Raw genomic sequence first — 20,309 nt, 5'->3', positions numbered from 1 at the left:
TTTAACCTACCATATTATTAAGTTGCAGAAGCGGTTGTAATATTGACAGTACGATGAATAAAACAATCGTTGCCATGGATACCACCAGCGCCGGTTCAAATACCGACAGCGTTAATGTAATGCGATGCTGTAATGCTGATTCCTGGTTTTCCGCCGCGCGGTCCATTAAATTACCTAATTCCCCGCTCTCTTCGCCGGAGGCAATCATATACAGCATGGTCGGCGGGAATAATTTCGCCTGTTCAAGCGCCGCGTAAAGGGATGCCCCCTGTCGCACGGTATCCGCCGCCTGCTCCAGCACCTGCCGGGCGTAGAGGTTTTCGATACCGTCCATCGCGATATACATCCCCTCCAGCAGCGGCACGCTGCTGGCCTGCAGAATGCTCAGGGTGCGGATATAGCGGGCGCTGTTGATGGCGCACACCAGCTTTTTAATCGGCGAACCGTTCACCAGCCAGCTGTTCCAGCGAAAGCGGTTTTTGACATTTCTGAGCCAGGTTTTAAAGCCGATAAAGCCGCCCCCCAGGATGCCCACAATATAGATGCCGTACGCCTGCAGGAAATCGCTCACCGCAATCAGCGTGCGGGTAGTGATCGGCAGCTGCTGCTTCATGTGGGTGAACTGCTCAATCACCTGCGGCACCACCGCCACCAGCAGAATGCTGATGACCGCGATGGCCACCACGGTCAGGGTGATCGGGTAGACCATCGCCTGCGTCAGCTTGCTCTTCATCTTCTGGCGCTGCTCGTTGTACTCCGCCAGCTTCTCCAGCACGTCGCCCAGGTGGCCGGTCTTTTCACCGGCCATCACCAGCGTGCAGTAGAGCTTGTCGAAGGTGCGCGGAAACTGGCTGAAGGCGTCAAACAGCGTGTGCCCTTCCACCACCTTCTCGCGAATCTCCACCACCATCGCTGCCAGCTTTTTGTCTTCCGTCTGCTTAGAGATCGCCTTCAGCGCACTCTCCAGCGGCAGCGCGGCGTTGACCAACGTGGAAAGCTGGCGGGTAAACATCGACAGCACCGGCGTTGAGAGCTTTGCCCCGGTTTTTGCTTTTCCGGCGGACGCCGCTTCACGGGTTTCGGTGATGCTGACGGGCATCAGCTTTTGCTCGCGAAGCATCTGGCGAACCTGCTTTTGCCCCTCGGCCTGCAGCGTACCGCGCTGGGTTTTCCCCGCGGCATCCGTCGCCGTCCAGGCGTAGAAGGCCATTACGCATCCCCCCCACGCTCGGCGGTGACGCGCATCACCTCTTCCAGAGAGGTCACGCCGCTAATCACCTTTAGCAGCCCGTTTTCACGCAGGCTGTAGGCCTGCTTAAAAAGCTGCGTTTCAATCGACATTTCGTCTTTATCTTCATGAATGGCGCGGCGCATGGTGCTGTCCACCACCAGGAACTCATGAATACCGGCCCGGCCCTGATAGCCGCTCTGGCGGCAGTGTTCACAGCCCACCGCGCGATAGATTGCTTTTGGCGGCGCGTCCATAAAGCTGAACAGCGCTTTTTCATTGGCGTCCAGCGGACTGGTGGTCCGGCAGTGCGTGCACAGCCGGCGCACCAGACGCTGGGCAATGACACCGAGCAACGATGATCCGATTAAAAACGACTCCAGCCCCATATCCCGCAGACGCGTAATCGCCCCTGCGGCGCTGTTGGTGTGCAGCGTAGACATGACCAGGTGACCGGTGAGCGACGCCTGCACCGCGATTTGCGCGGTTTCACCGTCGCGAATTTCCCCGATCATCACCACGTCCGGGTCCTGACGCAGAATGGCGCGCAGCCCGCGGGCAAAGGTCATGTCCACGCGCGGGTTAACCTGCGTCTGCCCCACCCCTTCCAGCTCGTATTCAATCGGGTCTTCAACGGTCAGGATGTTGCGTTCGTGACCGTTCAGCGCCGAAAGAATGGCGTACAGGGTGGTACTTTTACCGGAACCTGTCGGCCCGGTGACCAGGATAATGCCGTGCGGGCGGTCAATCAGCCCCTTTAACTTCTCCAGCTCTTCATCAATCAGCCCCAGCTTGTTGATGTCGGGCTTCAGATTGCTTTTATCGAGCAGACGCATGACCACGCGCTCGCCGTACTGGGACGGAATGGTCGAGACACGCACGTCAATCGCCTTGCGGCCAATGCGCAGGGAGATACGGCCATCCTGCGGCAGGCGCTTCTCGGCGATATCCAGCTTCGACATGACCTTAATACGCGACACCAGCAGCGGCGCGAGCTTGCGCGCCGGCTGAAGCACCGGGCGCAGCACGCCGTCGACGCGGAAGCGAATGCTCAGCGTGCGCTCAAAGGTTTCGATATGAATATCCGACGCGCCGTCTTTCACCGCCTCGCCGAGAATGGCGTTGATAAGGCGGATCACCGGCGAGTTTTCGTCGTTATCGAGCAGATCTTCGTTGTCCGGGATCTCCTCGGTTAACGCCATCAGGTCGATGTCCGCGTCCATGTCGTCTACCAGCTGCTGCGACACGCCGCTGCTCTGCTGCCAGATTTTGGCCAGCATCTCGTCAAACGCTTCCGGCGTCAGGGTGACCGGGACGAACGCGCGTCCCAGCACCCGGCGCACCTCCAGCAGTGCAAATGCCGGAGTGTCATCACGGATATAGACGTCATTGTTATAAAATAAAACGCCGTTATCTTTTGCGTAGCTGCTGCTACACAGAGTTTTACTCAGTTCGTCCACGTTGCCCCTCCGCCTTACTCTTTAAACGGATTGCGCGTCGCGCTGGTTTTCACCGGAGCGGCGTGGGTACTGGTGCCGGTCGACGGAAACGCGGGTAAAACGGCGTTATCCGCCGGTTCAAGAATGCCGAGCTTTTTCTCCTCCGCGCGCTGCATCTGGCGAACGCGGATCTGGTCATATTTCTCTTTCGACGCCGCGCTGTAGTTTTCGTCGTCACGCAGGACGGTGGTATGGATAAACACCATCAGGTTGCGCTTGGAGGTATCCTGCGAGGTGTAGCGGAACAGCTGCCCGACCAGCGGGATATCGCCCAGCAGCGGGACTTTGGAGACCGACTGTTTAGTGACATTTTCCATCAGGCCGCCAAGCACCACCGTCTGACCGCTGTGCACCATCACTTCGTTATTGATGGTGCGGGTGTTGAAGGTTGGGCCGAGGCTGGCGTCTTCCGTTGCGCTGTTGTCAACGCTGGACACTTCCTGCTCAATCTTCAGGTGGATCATGTCGCCATCGTTGATTTGCGGCACAATTTTCAGCTTGGTACCGACGGTCTTACGCTCAACGGAGTTAAAGACGTTGTCGCCGCTGGTGGTCTGCGAACCGGAAAGGACCGGCACGTCCTGGCCGACGTTAAACGACGCTTCTTTGTTATCCAGCGTAACGACGCTTGGCGTGGAGAGAATGTCGTTTTTACCGTCGGTAGAGAGCGCGGTCATCAGGGCGCCGAAATCACCGTTAAAGAAGCCGGTCGCCAGGCCGGTGAAGCTCGCCCCCTTCATGGTGCCGTTCTTAATCTGGCTGATTGGCAGGCCGGTGGAGCCGAACTGTACGCCACCGTGCTTGCCGGTCCACTGCACGCCGAGATCCAGGCCGTTGCCGTCCTGCACTTCAGCAATGATCGCTTCCACCAGCACCTGCGGACGACGAATATCCAGCTTGTCGATCACCTTCTCCAGGGAGTTCATCACGTTAGGCTGCGCGGTGATCACCAGGGAGTTGGTTGACTCGTCGGCGGTAATATTCAGATCCGTTGAGGCTCTCGCGGTTTTCGCTTTGGCGGTGCCCGGCTTGTCTTTCAGCTGCTCGCCAATCCCGGTGAGAACCGGAACCACTTTGGTGGCGCTGGCATATTTGAGATAGAAGACGCGGGTATTCCCCTCGTTGTTCTGCTCACGGTCCAGCTGATGAATAAGGGAACGGGTACGCGCGCGCGCGTCTTCCGGGCCGCTGATCACCAGGCTGTTGGTTTCGTCATCGGCCACCACTTTTGTGGCCAGCTGCGGTGCGTTCTGCCCTTTCTGCTCCTCGTTGTTGAGGTTATTCAGCATATCCGACAGATCTTTGGCGGAAGCAAAACGCAGCGGCACAATTTCGCGACGCTGAACACCGTTTTTATCGACGCGCTGCACCAGGTCAACCAGGCGGTTAACCACCGAGGCTTTACCGGTTAACAGCAGCACGTTGGACGGTTCGAAGTGGACCACGTTCCCGATACCGGTGGCATCGTTAAGCTGACGCAGCAGCGGGGCAAGCTCGCGCACCGGCACATTTTCCATGCGCACCACGCGGGTGATGATCTCATCGCCCTTGCCCGGGTTTTTGCTGTCGGCCAGCGGCGCACCCGCGGTGCGGGCTACGCTTGAGCGCACCACTTTCACCATCCCGTTGTCCATCGGGATCACCGACAGACCATACAGATCCAGCACGCTCAGGAAGAACTGGTAATACTCATCTTCCGTCAGCACGTTATAGGTTCTGACCGACACCGTGCCCTGAACGGACGGGTCGACGAGAATGGTTTTGTTAAGATTGCGGCCTACCGTATCGATAAACTCGCGGATATCGGTATTTTTAAAGCTCGCGCTAAAGTTGGCTGCAAGCAGCGAACTGGAATATAACGACAATGCGGTCAGCGCCACGCACGCCCAAGGAAATTTCTTCATGTCTGTACACTTGTTAATTGTTTAGAACATTGACCCGAATATTTTCAAGGTGAGCGTGACGTCTGACGACGACCTCCGCTTCTTTCATTGTCGACCAGTTGGCAATAATACTTTTTGCCTTTGCTTCATCGGTCATATCGACAGAGTTAACTTCTACCGCCACATCGCCCTTTTGTAGCCCGGAATGGCTATAGAACGAGGAGGCATTCCTTGGATTAATGTTGTAGCCTTCCAGCTGGCCTTTTTCGATTAACGGTTTGAGCACCAGATAATCATCCAGATGCACGCTTTCCGCACCTGCATCTTTCGTCGATTTGGTTACCGGGCCGCTGTCAACGCCACCCTTAAAATAGTCAGGCTTATTTAACGCCAGTACCTGCGTAGCACCTTCGTAATTAACCACCACATTGTCTTTGTTAATTTCCTGAATAAACGCATCGTTGAAACCGGTCAGAGGCTCGCCTTCACGATAGCTCTTCTCCCCCCCCGGTGTTTTGATAACCGCGAAGGAAAGCCAGGCGTCATCGCTACGCACGATACCTTCTATTTCCGCTGCCAGCGGGGCTTTCGTCGCAGTCGGTAAGTTGTCCTGACGCACCGCAGCCGTGAAAAGGGTGAACTTTTTTTCTTCACGACGATTTTTCAGTGGCTGTTCATCAGATTTAGCCAACTTATTCGTAACTTTTTTATAATCTTTAAACGTCAGATAGCCTTGCTGGCCGCAAAAAATTAACAGCGCAAACATAATGCAAGGCGTTATCCACCGTGACAGAAATGAGAACCTCATTTTTCATCTGGCCTTTAACAAAGCGAAAATAAGCAGCGTCGTGCTGCGCCAATATGTGAGAAAATAGTAATTAGCTGCTGTAAATACGACCACTGACTTTGCCGCTAACTTTCATAAAGAAAAATATTGACCGTATAAAATCCAGATGTTAGGCATCATCCACTGGATATTTTTACCCTGCACGCAAATTGACCACCCTATAGCGTTGCTTTACTTTCTCGTCCTGTTGCTATTCCTAATCAGAGACGGTAAGTCGTTATGTATCAGAGCCACTTTCATTTTAAAAACCCGCCGTTCAGGGAGATTGCCCGCTCATCCGGGGATTTTCTGGTGCCCTATCATCAGGACGTGTTCAACCTGCTGAAAGAGAAAACCCAACAGGCGGGCGTGAGCGGTCTCTTTTGTGACGACGCCCGTTTGTTAGGTCAGTTCAGCCATGCGCTGAAAACCGCGACGCCCGGCGTTCTTGCCATCAACGCGTTTCCAAAACTGAGCGCCAGTAGCCTGCTGTACAAGCTCAACCCGGGAACGAAAGAGAACAAGAACCGGATTCAGGCGGTAGATGCGGTGCTGCAGCAGTGGCAGGGTGGGAAAGCCAGAACGAAAGTGCTGGTCATTACCCATACCGAAGCCATGAAAGAGAGCTGCCGCGAGGTGCTGGGTATGTTGCTCACGCGCGCCCAGGAGCTGGAGTTTCGCCTGGCCGTGGTGCTGATGGGCACGAAGGATCAGGACGCCGTTCTGATGCAGCAATCTGAACTGCGTGAATATGCGCATACCCGCCACACGCTTCGCCCCCTGACCTGCCGGGAATTTCTCGGCTAAGTGCAGGCGCAGTGTGAAGAGCACGGGTGCGAGAACTCGCCGCTTACGCCGGCGCGCGTGCGTAAGATGCACGCGCTGACCAAAGGGAATATCAGCAAGCTGAATGAACTGGCACACCTGTCAATGCTGGCCGCCTGGACCGAACGTGCGCTACAGGTTAGCCCGCGTCATTTACGCCTGGCGGCCGGTGAGATCCTTCCTGCGAAAAAACACGGTAAGCGCCTGGCGACCGTGGGACTGTTCGCTTCCGTGCTGTTCGCCGCCTGCGGCTGGTATTTAACCTCCTCGATCACCGCAAAACTTCCCGTTCAACTGCCGGTGCCCGTCAGCTGGAGACAGCAGGCACCAAAAGTTGAGGCACCCGCGTTGCCGGTTATCGACAACGAAATGGTTAATCAGCCGGATGCGATGCACCAGCTTTACCTGACGTGGGGGTACGACGCCTTGGCGGATGACGCCCTGTGTCAAAACGCCGCGAAGGTGAACCTGATGTGTAAACAGGGCAACGCCTCGCCGGATGCGCTGGCACGAGAGGGTTATCCGTGGGTCAGTGAACTCAAAACCGGTGACCATCTTAACTACGCCGTGGTCGCCCGCGTTGGGGATACCTCTATCGACCTGCTGATGAACAACCGCACCTGGCAGGTAAGCCGCAGCTGGTTTAACCAGCATGCGACCGGGAACTATACCCAGCTGCACCGCCTGACGCCGGAAGGTAAAGACGCCATCAGTGCCGCCAGCGATGCGAAAGACATGGGCTGGCTGGATCAGCAACTGAGCCTGGCTCTTGCCCAGCCTGAAACCCATGCTCAGACCTGGACGGCGGAGATGATGAAACGCACCCGCGAGTTCCAGCAAAAAATGAATCTGCACGTGGATGGCATTCCTGGGGAAGACACGCTGATGCAGCTCATGCGTGAAACCCATACCACGCCGAGCGTATTGCTCCAGGCCACATCAGACGCCAAAACGCAGGAGAAGCATTCCTAATGTCTACCATCTGTCTTGCGGCTCAGCGCAGCTACGTCACCGGGGAGGCGGTCTGGTTTTCATACCGCTTCCCCAGCCTGAGAAAAATTTGCGGTAATACCCTTTTATGGGCGTTAGGTTTGTGCGCCATGGTCATGGCAGGGTTGTACGCGCACGTTTACTGGAACCTGCGCCATCCTGTGCCGGAACCGGTTAAAGCGAGCGTCGCGAAACCCGAAACACAGCTTTCAGATATGCACTACGTGTATGTAAGTAAGCCGTTCCCGCATCCGCATCCGAAACCCGCGCCGGTACACGCTGATGTTCCCGCCATGCAGGATCTGCCCATCAACAGCGATGATGCTGACTGGCAGCAGGCACCTGACGGCGGCGTGCCGCACGATACCTCGCGGGATACTTTACCCGGAACCGAAGCGCACGATGCGGTACCCGCCAGCGCGAGCGGTGACGATGCCTCAATAACCGAATTATTTAAGCAGGCATTAAAAGAACAAGAGCAGGATTATTCGCAAGGCAAAATTCCCGCGCCGCCGGTTGACGAGACGCAGGATAATTCGCAGAAAGGTTCATTGCAGAAAGTGGATCCCCGGTCACCTTTGAGTAAGAAAGGAGACCGGCTGGAGTAGTTAATATTTTTCAGGCAACGTTGTCAGGTTAAGGAGTCGACCCTTTTCCACGACAATATACTGACCTTTTTTCAGATCGGAGAGGATTTTAATAATGGTACTGCGCGCCAGGTTGGTGTATTCCTGAATATAATCATAAATATTGATATCGCGCTGATGATGAACAATTAGATCGTTAATTTCGTACAAAAATTCACGTACGACAGAATAAGCACTGCGGGCAACCAGCACATCATCGCGTTTGCTCAGCATGCAAATGTACCAGGAGAGCACTTTGGTCAGTTCAGGCCATAAGTTTTTATCGGTCATCAGCTGCGCGAAGACGTCTTTTTTGATTGAGCGCACCACGGTGTTGGCGCGAACGAGGCCGTACATGTGGGTCGCATTGTAGTACATAGCCGCGAGGCCAAAAATGCACTGACCCGTTACCGTGAACATGCACAGCTCGTCGGATTCGCGTCGGAACTCCACTTCGCCGCTGACGATAATATGAATATATTGCGAATCAGACGTGGATATTTTTTGCCATTTCTTTAAAGTTTTTTCTTCAAAACCTGAAGTTGCGGAAATAATGGCTTCCATTTCATGTTGCGGACGTAATTTTTTTGCGTAGATGCTTAACATTGTTATACCCGATTTAAGATATGAAATTTTAAAGATGCAGGACCAAGGCTATAAAAGCCTTAATCTTCGAAAATTTTTCTGAAGATGTTCTCAAGGAGAACAATTAAGAACTGAATGCGATATATTTATCTGCTGCATTAGTTAGCAAGCTATGTGTCTATCTTAAATCCGGATAATTTTAAGTCAATTAACTAAAAATGAATTGAGTTTGTACTTAAGATTAATCTGAAGGGTTTTCAGGAAAAACAACTGATTCGGGGTATTCCGAAGGATTACCCCTGCCCGTACTTCTCTAAGAGCGCTTCACCTATGGCCATCGTTTCAACATCGGCGATGCCGTTCCACAGGTCAGGCCTGAAGTGCATCTGGAATGCCATGATGATGCGTTTCTGCTGCGCCGGGGTACTGTTAACCGGCACGTCATAGCCATAGCGCGCAAGCACATCGAGCAACGCGACGGTATCTACCTGCTGAAAGCGCGGTCGTCCGTTTATATAGAACGCCACGCGCGCGGGATCGGGCCATGCACCTATCCCCTGCTGAGCCAGCTCCCGCCACGGGAACAGTGGGCCAGGATCGTCTTTGCGCTGCGGCGCAATGTCCGAATGGGCCACTACGTTTTCAGGCCTGATGCTGTAGCGGGCAATGATATCTTTCGCGAGCGGCACCAGCGCCGCAATCTGCGCAGGCTCAAATGGCGTAAAATGCTTCACCCCGGCCGTTTTCTGCCAGCCACGATTTTCCAGCTCAATGCCGACAGACGTATCATTGATGCGGTTGGTGCCGCGCCAGAAGCTGATGCCGGCGTGCCAGGCCAGCTCGCTCTCCGGCACCAGCTGCCAGATGCGCGGCTTGCCGTCCGGTGCCGGGGGCTTCGCGGGGATCAGATAATGCGAACTGACGTTTTTGTCGGTTAAGGTCGCAAGCGAGGTGTCGAAGTCATCGGCGGTATAGTGGATTACCAGCACCTTGATACGCGGATAGGCCGCCTGCGCCTGATGGCGCGTATCCAGCTCGTAGGCGCCTTTATCAACAATACCTTTTTCCGGGGCGCATCCTGCCAGCAACATCGCCAGCAGGAGCGTTGAAAGCGAACGCTTCATCGACGGGTTTTCACCGCCGTGCCGCTTACGCTCACCATCAGCATGCTGGAATCTTTGCCGACGGTTTCATAATCAATATCGATTCCCACAACGGCGTCCGCGCCCAGCGCTTTTGCCTGCTCGCCGAGCTCCTTAAACGCAATTTCTCGCGCTTTACGCAGCTCTTTTTCGTACGCGCCGGAGCGTCCACCGACGATGTCACGAATGCCGGCAAAGAAATCCCGGAAAATGTTCGCGCCGAGAATCGCTTCGCCGGTAACCACGCCGCAATACTCGGTGATGGTTTGTCCTTCCAGGGTTGGCGTTGTTGAAAACTGCATTCTTTTCTCCTTCTTTAGCGTTCAATGCCTTAGGCACAGCATTATCGGTTCGTTACGCTATGATTGAAAGGATAGTTAATAAATAAGGAAATCAACATGCGCTACTCTGCTTTAACACTTTTAGTGCCCTGCGCGCTGGTGCTCAGCGCCTGTACCACCACGGTCACGCCAGCCTTTAAGGATATCGGTACCCGCAGCGGCCCCTGCATCGACGGCGGCCCGGATGCCGTGGCGCAACAATTTTATGATTACCGCATTCAGCATCGCGGGAATGACCTGACCGCCCTGCGCCCGTACCTGAGCGATAACCTGGCAAAACTGCTCAACGACGCAACCCGCGATCCGCAGCATAACGCCCTGCTGAAATCCGATTCGTTCTCCAGCCGCGCCACGCTGCCGGACAGCGCCGAGGTGGCCAGCGCGTCAACCATCCCGAACACCGATGCGCGGAACATTCCGCTGCGCGTGAAGCTGACCCAGGGAACCCAGACCTGGCAGGATGAAGTGCTGATGATCCGTGAAGGTCAGTGCTGGGCGGTGGACGACGTGCGCTACATCGGCGGCAGCGTTCATGCCCCGGCCGGCACGCTGCGCCAGTCGATTGAGAACCGCTAAATCATCAGTGATAAAAATGTTACCCCCGTAAAATGTCCGGCATTTCGTGCGGAATGCCGACATTTATACTCGCCGACCTTGCCGTTCGCTATTTTGTGCTATGTTTAAGAGGAAATACGGGTTATATTTAACTTTTAACGCAGAAATATTGCATAACTATTCTGTCAACGGTACTATCTGCGGCCTCAATTGCTATAGATTGCCTGGATGAGTAAAGACTGCCCCGATGAGTATTAAACTAAACGGCATTAACTGCTTCTACGGCGCACACCAGGCGCTGTTTGACATCACGCTGAACTGCCCGGAAGGCGAAACGCTGGTTTTACTTGGCCCAAGCGGTGCAGGCAAAAGCTCCCTTCTGCGCGTCCTTAATCTGCTTGAAATGCCCCGTTCCGGTACGCTGGCTATCGCTGGTAACCATTTTGATTTCGCGAAAACCCCGTCAGATAAAGCGATTCGCGAGCTGCGTCAAAACGTCGGCATGGTCTTCCAGCAATACAATCTCTGGCCGCATCTGACCGTCCTGCAAAACCTGATTGAAGCCCCGTGCCGCGTGCTGGGGTTAAGCAAGGAGCAGGCCATCGCGCGTGCCGAAAAGCTGCTGGAACGTCTGCGCCTTAAGCCCTACAGCGACCGCTATCCGCTGCACCTCTCCGGGGGTCAGCAGCAGCGCGTAGCCATTGCCCGCGCGCTGATGATGGAGCCTGCGGTACTGCTGTTTGATGAACCGACCGCGGCGCTGGACCCGGAAATCACTGCCCAGATCGTGAGCATTATTCGCGAGCTGGCGGAAACCAATATCACGCAGGTCATCGTTACCCACGAAGTGGAAGTGGCGCGTAAAACCGCCAGCCGTGTGGTCTACATGGAAAACGGGTACATCGTTGAGCAAGGTGACGCGAGCTGCTTCGCGAACCCGCAAACCGATGCCTTCAAAAACTATTTATCTCATTGATTGTGTCAGGGGAAATATAATGAAAAAAGTATTACTTGCCGTGCTGCTTGCTGGCGTTACCCTTTCCGCTACCGCAGCCCAGACCATTCGTTTCGCCACGGAAGCCTCTTACCCTCCGTTTGAGTCCATTGATGCGAACAACAAAATTGTTGGCTTCGACGTAGACCTGGCAAACGCCCTGTGTAAAGAGATCGATGCAACCTGTACCTTCAGCAACCAGGCGTTCGACAGCCTGATCCCAAGCCTGAAGTTCCGCCGTATTGACGCCGTCATGGCCGGTATGGACATCACCCCGGAGCGTGAAAAGCAGGTGCTGTTCACCACCCCTTACTACGACAACTCCGCCCTGTTTATTGGTCAGAAAGGTAAATTCACCTCTGTCGATCAGCTGAAAGGCAAAAAAGTGGGCGTGCAGAACGGTACCACGCACCAGAAATTCATCATGGATAAACACCCGGAAATCACCACCGTTCCGTATGACAGCTACCAGAACGCGAAGCTGGATCTGCAGAATGGCCGTATCGACGGCGTATTTGGTGATACCGCTGTCGTGACCGAGTGGCTGAAAGCCAACGACAAACTGGCGCCAGTGGGCGACAAAGTGACCGATAAGGATTACTTCGGTACCGGTCTGGGGATTGCCGTTCGTCAGGGCAACACCGAGCTGCAGCAGAAATTCAACGCTGCGCTGGAAAAAGTGAAGAAAGACGGCACCTACGAAACCATCTACAAAAAATGGTTCCAGAAGTAATTCCTGATGAATGAAATATTTCCTTTAGCAAGCGCCGCCGGGATGACCGTCGGCCTTGCCGTTTGCGCACTGATTATCGGCCTCGTGCTGGCGATGTTCTTTGCGGTGTGGGAATCGGCGAAATGGTTCCCCGTCGCCTGGACAGGCTCCGCGCTGGTCACCGTGCTGCGTGGGCTACCGGAAATTCTGGTGGTCCTGTTCATCTATTTCGGCTCCTCGCAGCTGCTGCTCACGCTGTCGGACGGCTTCACCCTCAATCTTGGCTTTACGCAGATCCCGGTGCAGATGCAGATTGAAAACTTCGACGTCAGCCCGTTCCTGTGCGGCGTGATTGCCCTCTCCCTGCTCTACTCCGCGTACGCGTCGCAAACCCTGCGCGGTGCGCTGAAGGCCGTACCGCAGGGGCAGTGGGAGTCCGGTCAGGCGTTAGGCCTGTCGAAATCAGCCATCTTCTTCCGTCTGGTGATGCCGCAGATGTGGCGTCACGCCCTGCCGGGGCTGGGTAACCAGTGGCTGGTATTGCTGAAAGATACCGCGCTGGTGAGCCTGATCAGCGTTAACGATTTAATGCTGCAAACCAAAAGCATCGCCACCCGTACCCAGGAGCCTTTTACGTGGTACATCGTGGCGGCGGCTATCTACCTGGTGATCACGTTGCTCAGTCAGTACATCCTCAAGCGTATTGACCTGCGTGCGACGCGCTTTGAACGGAGACCAGGCTGATGCTTGAATATTTCCCCGAGCTGATGAAAGGGCTGCACACCAGCCTGACGCTGACCGTGGCGTCCATTATCGTGGCGCTGATCCTGGCCCTTATCTTCACCATCGTCCTGACGCTGAAAACGCCGGTGCTGGTGTGGATCGTGCGCGGCTATATCACCCTGTTTACCGGTACGCCGCTGCTGGTGCAGATCTTCCTGATTTACTACGGCCCGGGCCAGTTCCCGTCGCTGCAGGAGTATCCGGTTATCTGGCACCTGCTCTCTGAGCCGTGGCTGTGCGCCCTGATTGCCCTTTCGTTGAACAGTGCGGCCTATACCACGCAGCTGTTCTTTGGTGCGATCCGCGCCATCCCGGAAGGACAATGGCAGTCCTGCGGGGCGCTGGGCATGAGCAAGAAAGACACGCTGGCAATCCTGCTGCCGTACGCCTTTAAGCGCGCACTCTCCTCCTACTCCAACGAAGTGGTGCTGGTGTTCAAGAGTACCTCTCTGGCCTACACCATCACCCTGATGGAAGTTATGGGCCACGGGCAGCTGCTGTACGGGCGCACCTATGACGTGATGGTGTTCGGCGCGGCCGGCGTGGTCTATCTGGTGGTAAACGGCCTGCTGACGCTGATGATGCGTCTGATTGAGCGTAAAGCGTTAGCATTTGAGCGCAGAAATTAACCACACGAGTGCATAAAACGATATTCACAGAGCGGGTAACCTGATGGGTTATCCGCTTTTTTTGCCATGAAAATAATATTTAATCATTTTTATTGCATATAAATTCATTAAATGGCATTGTACATCCATGCCGCAGACACGGCGCATAAATAAGACAGACGGGAGCATTACAATGAAAAAGTTAGTTCTGGCCGCACTACTGGCAACCTTCGCCGCTGGCGCATCCGCTGCTGATAAAATCAATTTTGGCGTTTCGGCGACTTATCCGCCGTTTGAATCGCTGGATGCCAGCAACCAGATCGTCGGTTTCGATATCGACCTGGCGAAAGCGCTGTGCAAGCAGATGCAGGCCGACTGCACCTTTACCAACCACGCATTTGACAGCCTGATCCCGTCGCTGAAATTCAAAAAATACGATGCGGTGATCTCCGGGATGGACATCACGCCGGAGCGCAGCAAGCAGGTGGCATTTACCGACCCGTACTACGCCAACTCGGCGGTAGTGATTGCGAAGAAAGGGGCGTACAAGTCCTTCGAAGAGCTGAAAGGCAAACGCATCGGGATGGAAAACGGCACCACGCACCAGAAATACCTGCAGGACAAGCATCCTGAAGTGAAGACCGTGGCCTATGACAGCTACCAGAACGCGATTATCGACCTGAAAAACGGCCGTATTGATGGCGTATTCGGCGACACCGCCGTGGTGAACGAATGGCTGAAAACCAATCCGCAGCTGGGTACGGCGACCGAGAAAGTCACCGACCCGCAGTACTTCGGCACGGGCCTCGGCATCGCGGTGCGTCCGGATAACAAGGCCCTGCTGGAAAAACTGAACGGCGCGCTGAAGGCAATTAAAGCGGACGGCACGTATCAGAAAATCAGCGACCAGTGGTTCCCGCAGTAATCTCTTTTGCCGGGTGGCGGCTTCGCCGTACCCGGCACTCTCTCACAGCGGTACAAAGAACCTGAACCGCGCCCCGCTCACCGACTCCATCAGCCTGATCCCGCCGCCGTGCAGCTCCAGCATACGCTTAACGATTAACAGCCCTAACCCACCGCGGTTCTCCCGCGCTGCCTGGGTATTCAGCGCCGACGGCCGCTGGAACAGATCGTCGCGCAGCGAGGCATCCACCCCCGTTCCGGTGTCGGCTACTTCGACCTGAAGCTGTTCATTCTCCTGCCAGACCGCCAGACGAATTTCCCCGCCGGTGGGCGTATGACGCATCGCGTTATCCAGCAGGTTGGTCACCACGCGCTCGATCATCGACACATCGGCATTGACCAGCGGCAGGGGCCCAGGCACGTCAATATGCAGATTGACCTCGCGCGTGCGGGCGGTGAGCTCAAACTTCTGCGCCACATCGGAAATCAGCTCTCCCATCGCGAAACGCTCGCGCTGAGGCTTAATGCCGCCGTGCTCAAGGCGCGCCAGCTCGAACAGCTGCTGCGAAAGATGACGTACCTTTTGTCCCTGACGCAGCGCGGTGGCGAGATACTGCTGGTGCTCCTGCGGCGTCAGGGTGGCGGATTTGAGCGACAGGGTTTCCAGATAGCCCAGCAGCGAGGTGAGCGGCGTGCGGAGATCGTGCGAAATATTGGCGATAAACTCCCTGCGCTGGCGATCGCTGTCGGCCAGCTGGTCCCACTGGCGGGTGATTTTCCGCGCCAGCTCGATAAAACTGTTGCGCAGGAGGGCCACTTCGTCATTGGCCGCGGCGTCCGGCGGCTGTGCTGCCAGCAACCTGATTGCGCTAATGCTGTCCTGCTCCAGGCCGGTGACCTCCTCCGTCAGGCGCTTAACCGGTCGCGTCACCCAGTACCAGACCAGCAGTCCCGCCAGCAGGCCAAACAACGCGACCCACAGCAATGACCAGAGTACCGTGCTCCAGAGCGCCTTATGCCAGGCCATTTCCGCCAGCGCGTTCGACTCCTCGCCCTGCAAAATAATGTACAGGTAGCCCTTAAGCTCGCCGTCCTGTCGCAGCGGCGTGGCGCTGAACACTTTTTTATTTTGACTGCGCGGATCGTCGCCCAGTACCGGTATGGCGGTACCGCTCAGGAAGGTCTGAACCGGTGCCAGGTCGATTTTTTGCCGCTGAATATGGCCCGGCGGTGCGGCGTCGGCCAGAATATCACCATCCGGGGAGACGACGTACAGCTCAACGCTCGGATTAAAGGTCATCAGCCGGTCAAACAGCGGTTTCAGTGCGCTGCGGTCGACCCTGCCCTGCCCGTCCAGAATCGGTTCCCGCTGGACGATCTGCTGCGCCAGGCCGCCCGACAACCGCTGCACCATCGCATTGCCGTACTGCATACTGCTGTAGAGCTGTACCGCGCAGGCGACGGTGGCGCAGAGCATCATCAGCAGGACAAACAGCAGCGTCAGGCGCTGGCTCAGGCTAAAGCGGCGCATGATGGTTTGGCTCCGCAAATTTATAGCCCTTGCCCCAGACGGTGCGAATAATCTCCGGCTCGGCGGCGTCCTTCTCAATCTTGATGCGCAGGCGGTTGATATGGGTGTTGACGGTGTGCTCATAGCCTTCGTGCTGATAGCCCCACACCTGCTCCAGCAGCGCCAGACGGGAAAACACCTCGCCGGGATGGCGGGCGAAGAAGTACAGCAGTTCGAATTCGCGCGGGGTGAGATCCACCGCCTGGCCGTGAAGCAGCACGCTGCGCGCCAGCGGATCGATCGTCAGGCCGTGGGCCTGAATTTGCCCGTCAGCCTGCGCCTGCCCCATCGCCTGCTGGCGGCGGAACAGCGCTTTGATGCGGGCGATCAGCTCCTGCACCGAAAAGGGTTTGGCGAGGTAGTCATCGGCGCCGGTTTCCAGCCCGGTGATGCGGTCGGTTTCGCTGCTGCGGGCGCTGATGATGATCACCGGCAGGTAGCGGGTCATCTGACGGATGCGGCGGCAAATTTCCAGGCCGTCAACGTTGGGCAGCATCAGGTCGAGGATCACCGCATCCCACGGCTGTTTTTCAAGGCGCTGCAGGGCGTTGCCCCCGTCGGGCTCGTGGGTAATGGCGTAGCCTTCGTCTTCTAAATTGAGTCGCAGAAGCGCCGCGATATCGTGGTCATCTTCCACCAGCAGGATCTGCTTCATGGGTAAGCCTTTATTCATCTCTTATGACGTAAGCTTACCTGATTTTGTGGGCCGGCAGAGTTCACATTTTGTTTAAGATTTCACGAGCAACGTCAGCACTTCATAATGCGCGGTGTGCGGGAACATATCAAAAAGCTGTACCCGCTCAATGCGGTAGCCCGGCAGGCTGGCGATGTCTTTCGCCATGGTCTGCGCGTTGCAGCTGGAGTAGACGATAAAATCGGGCGCCATCTGGCTCAGGTAGTCGCACAGCGCATTTCCAATGCCACGGCGCGGCGGATTGACCAGCACCAGCTCCGGCACGTTGCCCTGACCGGTGGCAAACTGCGTGGAGTCCAGCGCCTGGAAGTGCAGATTGGTTAACCCCAGTTCAGCGGCGGACTGTTTCGCGCAGGCAATCGCCTCGGCAGAGATCTCAATTCCGGTGAGCTTCATCTCAGGCGTGGCGCAGTGCAGACCAAAACCGCCCACGCCGCAAAACAGATCCCACATATGCTTGATGTTTAACGCGCGCACCCAGTCGCGGGCGGTGGCGTACAAGCTGCTTGCCACGGTCGGGTTGGTCTGGAAGAAGCTTTGCGGGCGGATCCACAGCGGCACGCCGTTGAAGCTCTCCGCCAGCGCGTGCTGGTCGGTGAAGAAAATCTCTTTCTCCCCTTCCATGATTGCCATATGCACCGGCTGAATATTTGCGGTAATCACCTTTAACTGGGGAAGCTGTTCCTGCAACCAAGGCAGCGCCGCGCGCAGCTGCTCCAGCTTGGCTTCCGAACGCAGCACGAAGCGCAGCATCATCCCGCCGTCTTTCTGGCTTTCGGTCAGGAGAAGGTACTTCAGCTCGCCGCGCCTGCGGGCGACGTTATAAGGCGTTAACCCCGCGCGAGCGATAAACGGCTTCAGTGCGGCAAAAACCGGCTCAAACGAGGCGGGATACAGCGGGCAGTGGGTTAAGTCTTCCGGCGTGCCGTCGCGGTGCAGCATCCCCAGCAATGGTTTTTCAACGCTGCCGCTGACCACCATTTTGGCTTTGTTGCGAAAGCCCTGCTCAGGGCCGCTGACGGGTGCGCACCACTCGCCCACCGCGCGTTCTGCCAGCAGCTGTTGCAGGTCGGCCATTTTGGCGGTGAGTTGTTGAGAGACCGGCTGTTCTATCCACTGACAGGAGCGACAGCGTCCGGCGTCATAGAGTGCGCACTGCATATGAAAACCTTAAGGAAAACGAGGGCTGCGATTATACACATTATTGCAGACGGAAGAACCGCCGACTGGAGGCAGGAATATAAAGCAGGCAGAGCACCAGCATATCCGGCAGCTTCTGCAGGACCAGCGCATGGAAAATCTCGCGCTTTGAGCCACCGGCAATGCTGAACAGCTCCGGGTAGCCATAGCCCAGCGAGGCGGCCCACAGATAGCTGGCGGCGGTAATTTGCGTGAGCAGATAGACCCAGCGCGCCCAGTTGCGCCCTTTAACCAGCGAAAACGCGCAGTAGATCTCGATAAACACCAGCACCAGGCTGCTCAAAAAGACCAGCGTCAGGTTCCACGTCTGCACGCTGCGGTGAATGAATTCCCCGATGCCGCGCACGCCCAGGGTATTCAGAATCATCAGCACGTCCAGGCAGCGGATCATAATAATGGCGAGCGCCGCCACCTGCACCAGCGCAGGAACGTTAGGACGGGCGTGCGTAAGACGTGATTTTTTTAATAATCCCAATGTTTTACTTCCCTGAAAAACAGTGCCGCGTCATGCGCGGCACATCACTGGAAATTTTAAATGCTTCAGCCGCGTCTTGCACGCTGGATATCGCGCACGCGCTGTTTTTCCGCGCGTGCCATCAAATACCAGGCGATAAATCCGACAATTCCGACCACGCCGAGGATGATAGAGGCCAGGGCGTTGATCTCCGGGTTGACTCCCATGCGCACGCTGGAGAAAACCAGCATCGGCAGCGTCGTCGCGCCCGGGCCGGAGACAAAGCTGGCGATAACCAGATCGTCCAGCGACAGCGTGAACGCCAGCAGCCAGCCGGAGATCACCGCCGGCATGATCATCGGCAGCGTGATGATGAAGAAGACCTTCAGCGGCGTGGCGCCGAGATCCATCGCCGCCTCTTCGATGGAGCGATCCAGCTCGCGCAGGCGCGAAGAGATCACCACCGCGACATACGCGGTACAGAAAGTCACGTGCGCCAGCCAGATGGTGAGCATACCGCGATCCGCCGGCCAGCCGATGGCGTGCGCCAGCGCCACGAACAGCAGCAGCAGCGACAGGCCGGTTATCACGTCCGGCATCACCAGCGGGGCGGTGATCATGAAGGCAAACCCGTTCGACCCGCGAAAACGCCCGAAGCGCACCATCACCAGCGCGGCGATGGTGCCCAGAACGCAGGCCATCGTGGCCGCCAGGGCAGCAATGGTCAGGCTCAGCCCCACCGCGCTCATCATCGCGTCGTCGTGGAACAGCTCGCTGTACCAGCGCGTCGACCAGCCCGCCCAGACCGTCACCAGCTTAGAGCTGTTGAACGAGTAGATCACCAGCATCAGCATCGGCGCATACAGGAAGGTAAAGCCGATAATGAGGATCAGAATTCGCCACGGGGAGCGTACTACCGGTAGGTTGTTCATCCGCGATCTCCCATCTGTTTCTGCTGATGCTTGTGGAACCACATGATCGGGACGATCAGCAGCAGGAGCATGATAATCGCCACCGCCGACGCCACCGGCCAGTCGCGGTTATTGAAGAATTCCTGCCACAGCACGCGGCCAATCATGATGCTGTCCGGCCCACCGAGCAGTTCCGGGATCACAAACTCCCCGACCGCCGGAATAAAGACCAGCATCGACCCGGCGATAATGCCGCCTTTGGTCAGCGGGACAATGACGCTGAAGAAGGTTTTCAGCGGACGGGCGCCGAGATCGAGCGACGCTTCCACCAGCGAGTAATCAATCCGCGTCAGGGCCGTATAGATCGGCAGCACCATAAACGGCAGATAGGCGTACACAATGCCGATATAGACCGCAAGGTTAGTGTGCAGGATCGTTAGCGGCTGATCGATAACCCCGAGCCACATCAGGAAGTTATTCAGCACGCCGTTGTTTTTCAGGATCCCCATCCACGCGTAAACGCGGATCAGGAACGAGGTCCACGACGGCAGGATCACCAGCAGCAGCAGGATATTGCGCGTCGATGGCTTGCTGTGCGCCACCGCCCACGCCAGCGGGTAGCCCATCGCCAGACAGCAGAGCGTCGAGATCGCCGCCACCTGCAGCGACTGCAGATACGCTTCGAAATAGAGCGGATCCTCGGTGAGCTGCAGGAAGTTACCCAGGTTCAAGGTCAGCGTCAGCTGTCCGTCGGCCCACTCCCACAGATCGGTATACGGCGGGATCGCCCGGGCCATCTCCGCCAGGCTGATCTTAAACACGATCAGGAACGGCAGCAGGAACAGCAGGATCAGCCACACGTACGGCATGGCGATTACCAGCTTGCGGCCGTGGTTCATCTTAAGGCGCGTCAGCCAGTGGGCAAAGCCGCCCGGTTTGGCTGCACGGGCTGGAGGTTCAAGTGTGCTCATGATCGCTCC

At 56.4% G+C, this 20,309-nt stretch carries 20 protein-coding genes and 1 pseudogene; 8 read left to right on the top strand and 13 right to left on the bottom strand.

Features of this window, described 5'->3' with window-relative positions; translation table 11 throughout:
* Position 1 precedes the first annotated feature (1 nt).
* Genes gspF through gspC form a run of 4 tightly spaced genes read right to left on the bottom strand, consistent with a single transcriptional unit; the run spans position 2 to position 5,376 of the window.
* Complete coding sequence (gspF, locus tag HBM95_07595) at positions 2-1,210, bottom strand: type II secretion system inner membrane protein GspF (GenBank protein NIH42793.1); 1,209 nt, start codon at positions 1,208-1,210, stop codon at positions 2-4.
* Positions 1,210-2,688: a type II secretion system ATPase GspE gene (gene gspE, locus HBM95_07590; protein ID NIH42792.1), complete on the bottom strand. Its 1,479-nt coding sequence runs from the start codon at positions 2,686-2,688 to the stop codon at positions 1,210-1,212. Before gspE ends, gspF begins: the two co-directional genes overlap by 1 nt.
* A 14-nt stretch (positions 2,689-2,702) precedes the next feature.
* Positions 2,703-4,631, bottom strand: a complete 1,929-nt coding sequence (gspD, locus tag HBM95_07585) for a type II secretion system secretin GspD (GenBank protein ID NIH42791.1) — start codon at positions 4,629-4,631, stop codon at positions 2,703-2,705.
* A gap of 13 nt (positions 4,632-4,644) precedes the next feature.
* Positions 4,645-5,376: a type II secretion system protein GspC gene (gspC, locus tag HBM95_07580; protein NIH42790.1), complete on the bottom strand. Its 732-nt coding sequence runs from the start codon at positions 5,374-5,376 to the stop codon at positions 4,645-4,647.
* A 300-nt stretch (positions 5,377-5,676) separates the two neighbouring features.
* Between gspC and HBM95_07575 the strand changes: the two are divergent.
* Both HBM95_07575 and HBM95_07570 read left to right on the top strand, forming a co-directional pair.
* Positions 5,677-7,233: pseudogene (locus tag HBM95_07575) on the top strand (peptidoglycan-binding protein).
* Positions 7,233-7,859 carry a hypothetical protein gene (locus HBM95_07570; protein NIH42789.1) on the top strand — a complete coding sequence of 209 codons (627 nt, stop codon included), beginning with the start codon at positions 7,233-7,235 and terminating at the stop codon, positions 7,857-7,859. The pseudogene HBM95_07575 and the gene HBM95_07570 overlap by 1 nt, the downstream one beginning before the upstream one ends.
* Here HBM95_07570 and HBM95_07565 read toward each other — a convergent pair whose 3' ends face one another.
* The 3 genes from HBM95_07565 to HBM95_07555 form a co-directional block, all read right to left on the bottom strand.
* Positions 7,860-8,483 carry a cAMP-binding protein gene (locus tag HBM95_07565; GenBank protein NIH42788.1) on the bottom strand — a complete coding sequence of 208 codons (624 nt, stop codon included), beginning with the start codon at positions 8,481-8,483 and terminating at the stop codon, positions 7,860-7,862.
* Positions 8,484-8,755: 272 nt separating this feature from the next.
* Positions 8,756-9,586: an N-acetylmuramoyl-L-alanine amidase gene (locus HBM95_07560; protein NIH42787.1), complete on the bottom strand. Its 831-nt coding sequence runs from the start codon at positions 9,584-9,586 to the stop codon at positions 8,756-8,758.
* Positions 9,583-9,906, bottom strand: a complete 324-nt coding sequence (locus tag HBM95_07555) for a heavy metal-binding domain-containing protein (GenBank protein ID NIH42786.1) — start codon at positions 9,904-9,906, stop codon at positions 9,583-9,585. The genes HBM95_07560 and HBM95_07555 overlap by 4 nt, the downstream gene beginning before the upstream one ends.
* Positions 9,907-10,002: 96 nt before the next feature.
* Here HBM95_07555 and HBM95_07550 point away from each other — a divergent pair, with 96 nt between their 5' ends.
* From HBM95_07550 to artJ (HBM95_07525), 6 genes are all read left to right on the top strand, one after another.
* On the top strand, positions 10,003-10,521 hold the full coding sequence (locus HBM95_07550) for a lipoprotein (protein NIH42785.1): 519 nt from the start codon (positions 10,003-10,005) through the stop codon (positions 10,519-10,521).
* 226 nt (positions 10,522-10,747) lie between these two features.
* Positions 10,748-11,476 carry an arginine ABC transporter ATP-binding protein ArtP gene (gene artP, locus HBM95_07545; GenBank protein ID NIH42784.1) on the top strand — a complete coding sequence of 243 codons (729 nt, stop codon included), beginning with the start codon at positions 10,748-10,750 and terminating at the stop codon, positions 11,474-11,476.
* Positions 11,477-11,495: 19 nt separating this feature from the next.
* Positions 11,496-12,227 (top strand): arginine ABC transporter substrate-binding protein, encoded by a 732-nt coding sequence (gene artJ / locus HBM95_07540; GenBank protein ID NIH42783.1) that lies wholly within the window; start codon positions 11,496-11,498, stop codon positions 12,225-12,227.
* A 6-nt stretch (positions 12,228-12,233) separates the two neighbouring features.
* Positions 12,234-12,950, top strand: coding sequence for an arginine ABC transporter permease ArtQ (gene artQ / locus HBM95_07535; protein ID NIH42782.1), 717 nt, complete (start codon positions 12,234-12,236; stop codon positions 12,948-12,950).
* Positions 12,950-13,618 (top strand): arginine ABC transporter permease ArtM, encoded by a 669-nt coding sequence (gene artM / locus HBM95_07530; protein ID NIH42781.1) that lies wholly within the window; start codon positions 12,950-12,952, stop codon positions 13,616-13,618. The genes artQ and artM overlap by 1 nt, the downstream gene beginning before the upstream one ends.
* Positions 13,619-13,790: 172 nt before the next feature.
* Complete coding sequence (artJ, locus tag HBM95_07525; protein NIH42780.1) at positions 13,791-14,522, top strand: arginine ABC transporter substrate-binding protein; 732 nt, start codon at positions 13,791-13,793, stop codon at positions 14,520-14,522.
* A 42-nt stretch (positions 14,523-14,564) separates the two neighbouring features.
* On the opposite strand, the gene HBM95_07520 is transcribed toward artJ (HBM95_07525), so the two are convergent.
* From HBM95_07520 to potH, 6 genes are all read right to left on the bottom strand, one after another.
* Complete coding sequence (locus tag HBM95_07520) at positions 14,565-16,034, bottom strand: two-component sensor histidine kinase (GenBank protein NIH42779.1); 1,470 nt, start codon at positions 16,032-16,034, stop codon at positions 14,565-14,567.
* Positions 16,018-16,725 (bottom strand): response regulator transcription factor, encoded by a 708-nt coding sequence (locus HBM95_07515; protein NIH42778.1) that lies wholly within the window; start codon positions 16,723-16,725, stop codon positions 16,018-16,020. Before HBM95_07515 ends, HBM95_07520 begins: the two co-directional genes overlap by 17 nt.
* A 72-nt stretch (positions 16,726-16,797) precedes the next feature.
* Positions 16,798-17,925 (bottom strand): 23S rRNA (uracil(747)-C(5))-methyltransferase RlmC, encoded by a 1,128-nt coding sequence (rlmC, locus tag HBM95_07510; protein ID NIH42777.1) that lies wholly within the window; start codon positions 17,923-17,925, stop codon positions 16,798-16,800.
* 40 nt (positions 17,926-17,965) lie between these two features.
* Entirely contained in the window at positions 17,966-18,439 is a 474-nt protein-coding gene (locus HBM95_07505; protein ID NIH42776.1) for a YbjO family protein, read from the bottom strand.
* Positions 18,440-18,504: 65 nt separating this feature from the next.
* Positions 18,505-19,350, bottom strand: coding sequence for a putrescine ABC transporter permease PotI (gene potI, locus HBM95_07500; protein ID NIH42775.1), 846 nt, complete (start codon positions 19,348-19,350; stop codon positions 18,505-18,507).
* A complete protein-coding gene (potH, locus tag HBM95_07495; protein NIH42774.1) occupies positions 19,347-20,300 on the bottom strand; it encodes a putrescine ABC transporter permease PotH in 954 nt (317 codons plus the stop codon). The genes potI and potH overlap by 4 nt, the downstream gene beginning before the upstream one ends.
* Positions 20,301-20,309: the final 9 nt, after the last annotated feature.

Source organism: Enterobacter asburiae (genome assembly GCA_011754535.1).
GTDB classification, from domain to species: domain Bacteria; phylum Pseudomonadota; class Gammaproteobacteria; order Enterobacterales; family Enterobacteriaceae; genus Enterobacter; species Enterobacter cloacae_N.
Note: the sequence above shows the minus strand (reverse complement) of the source record. Positions and strands in the feature narration are given on the sequence as shown.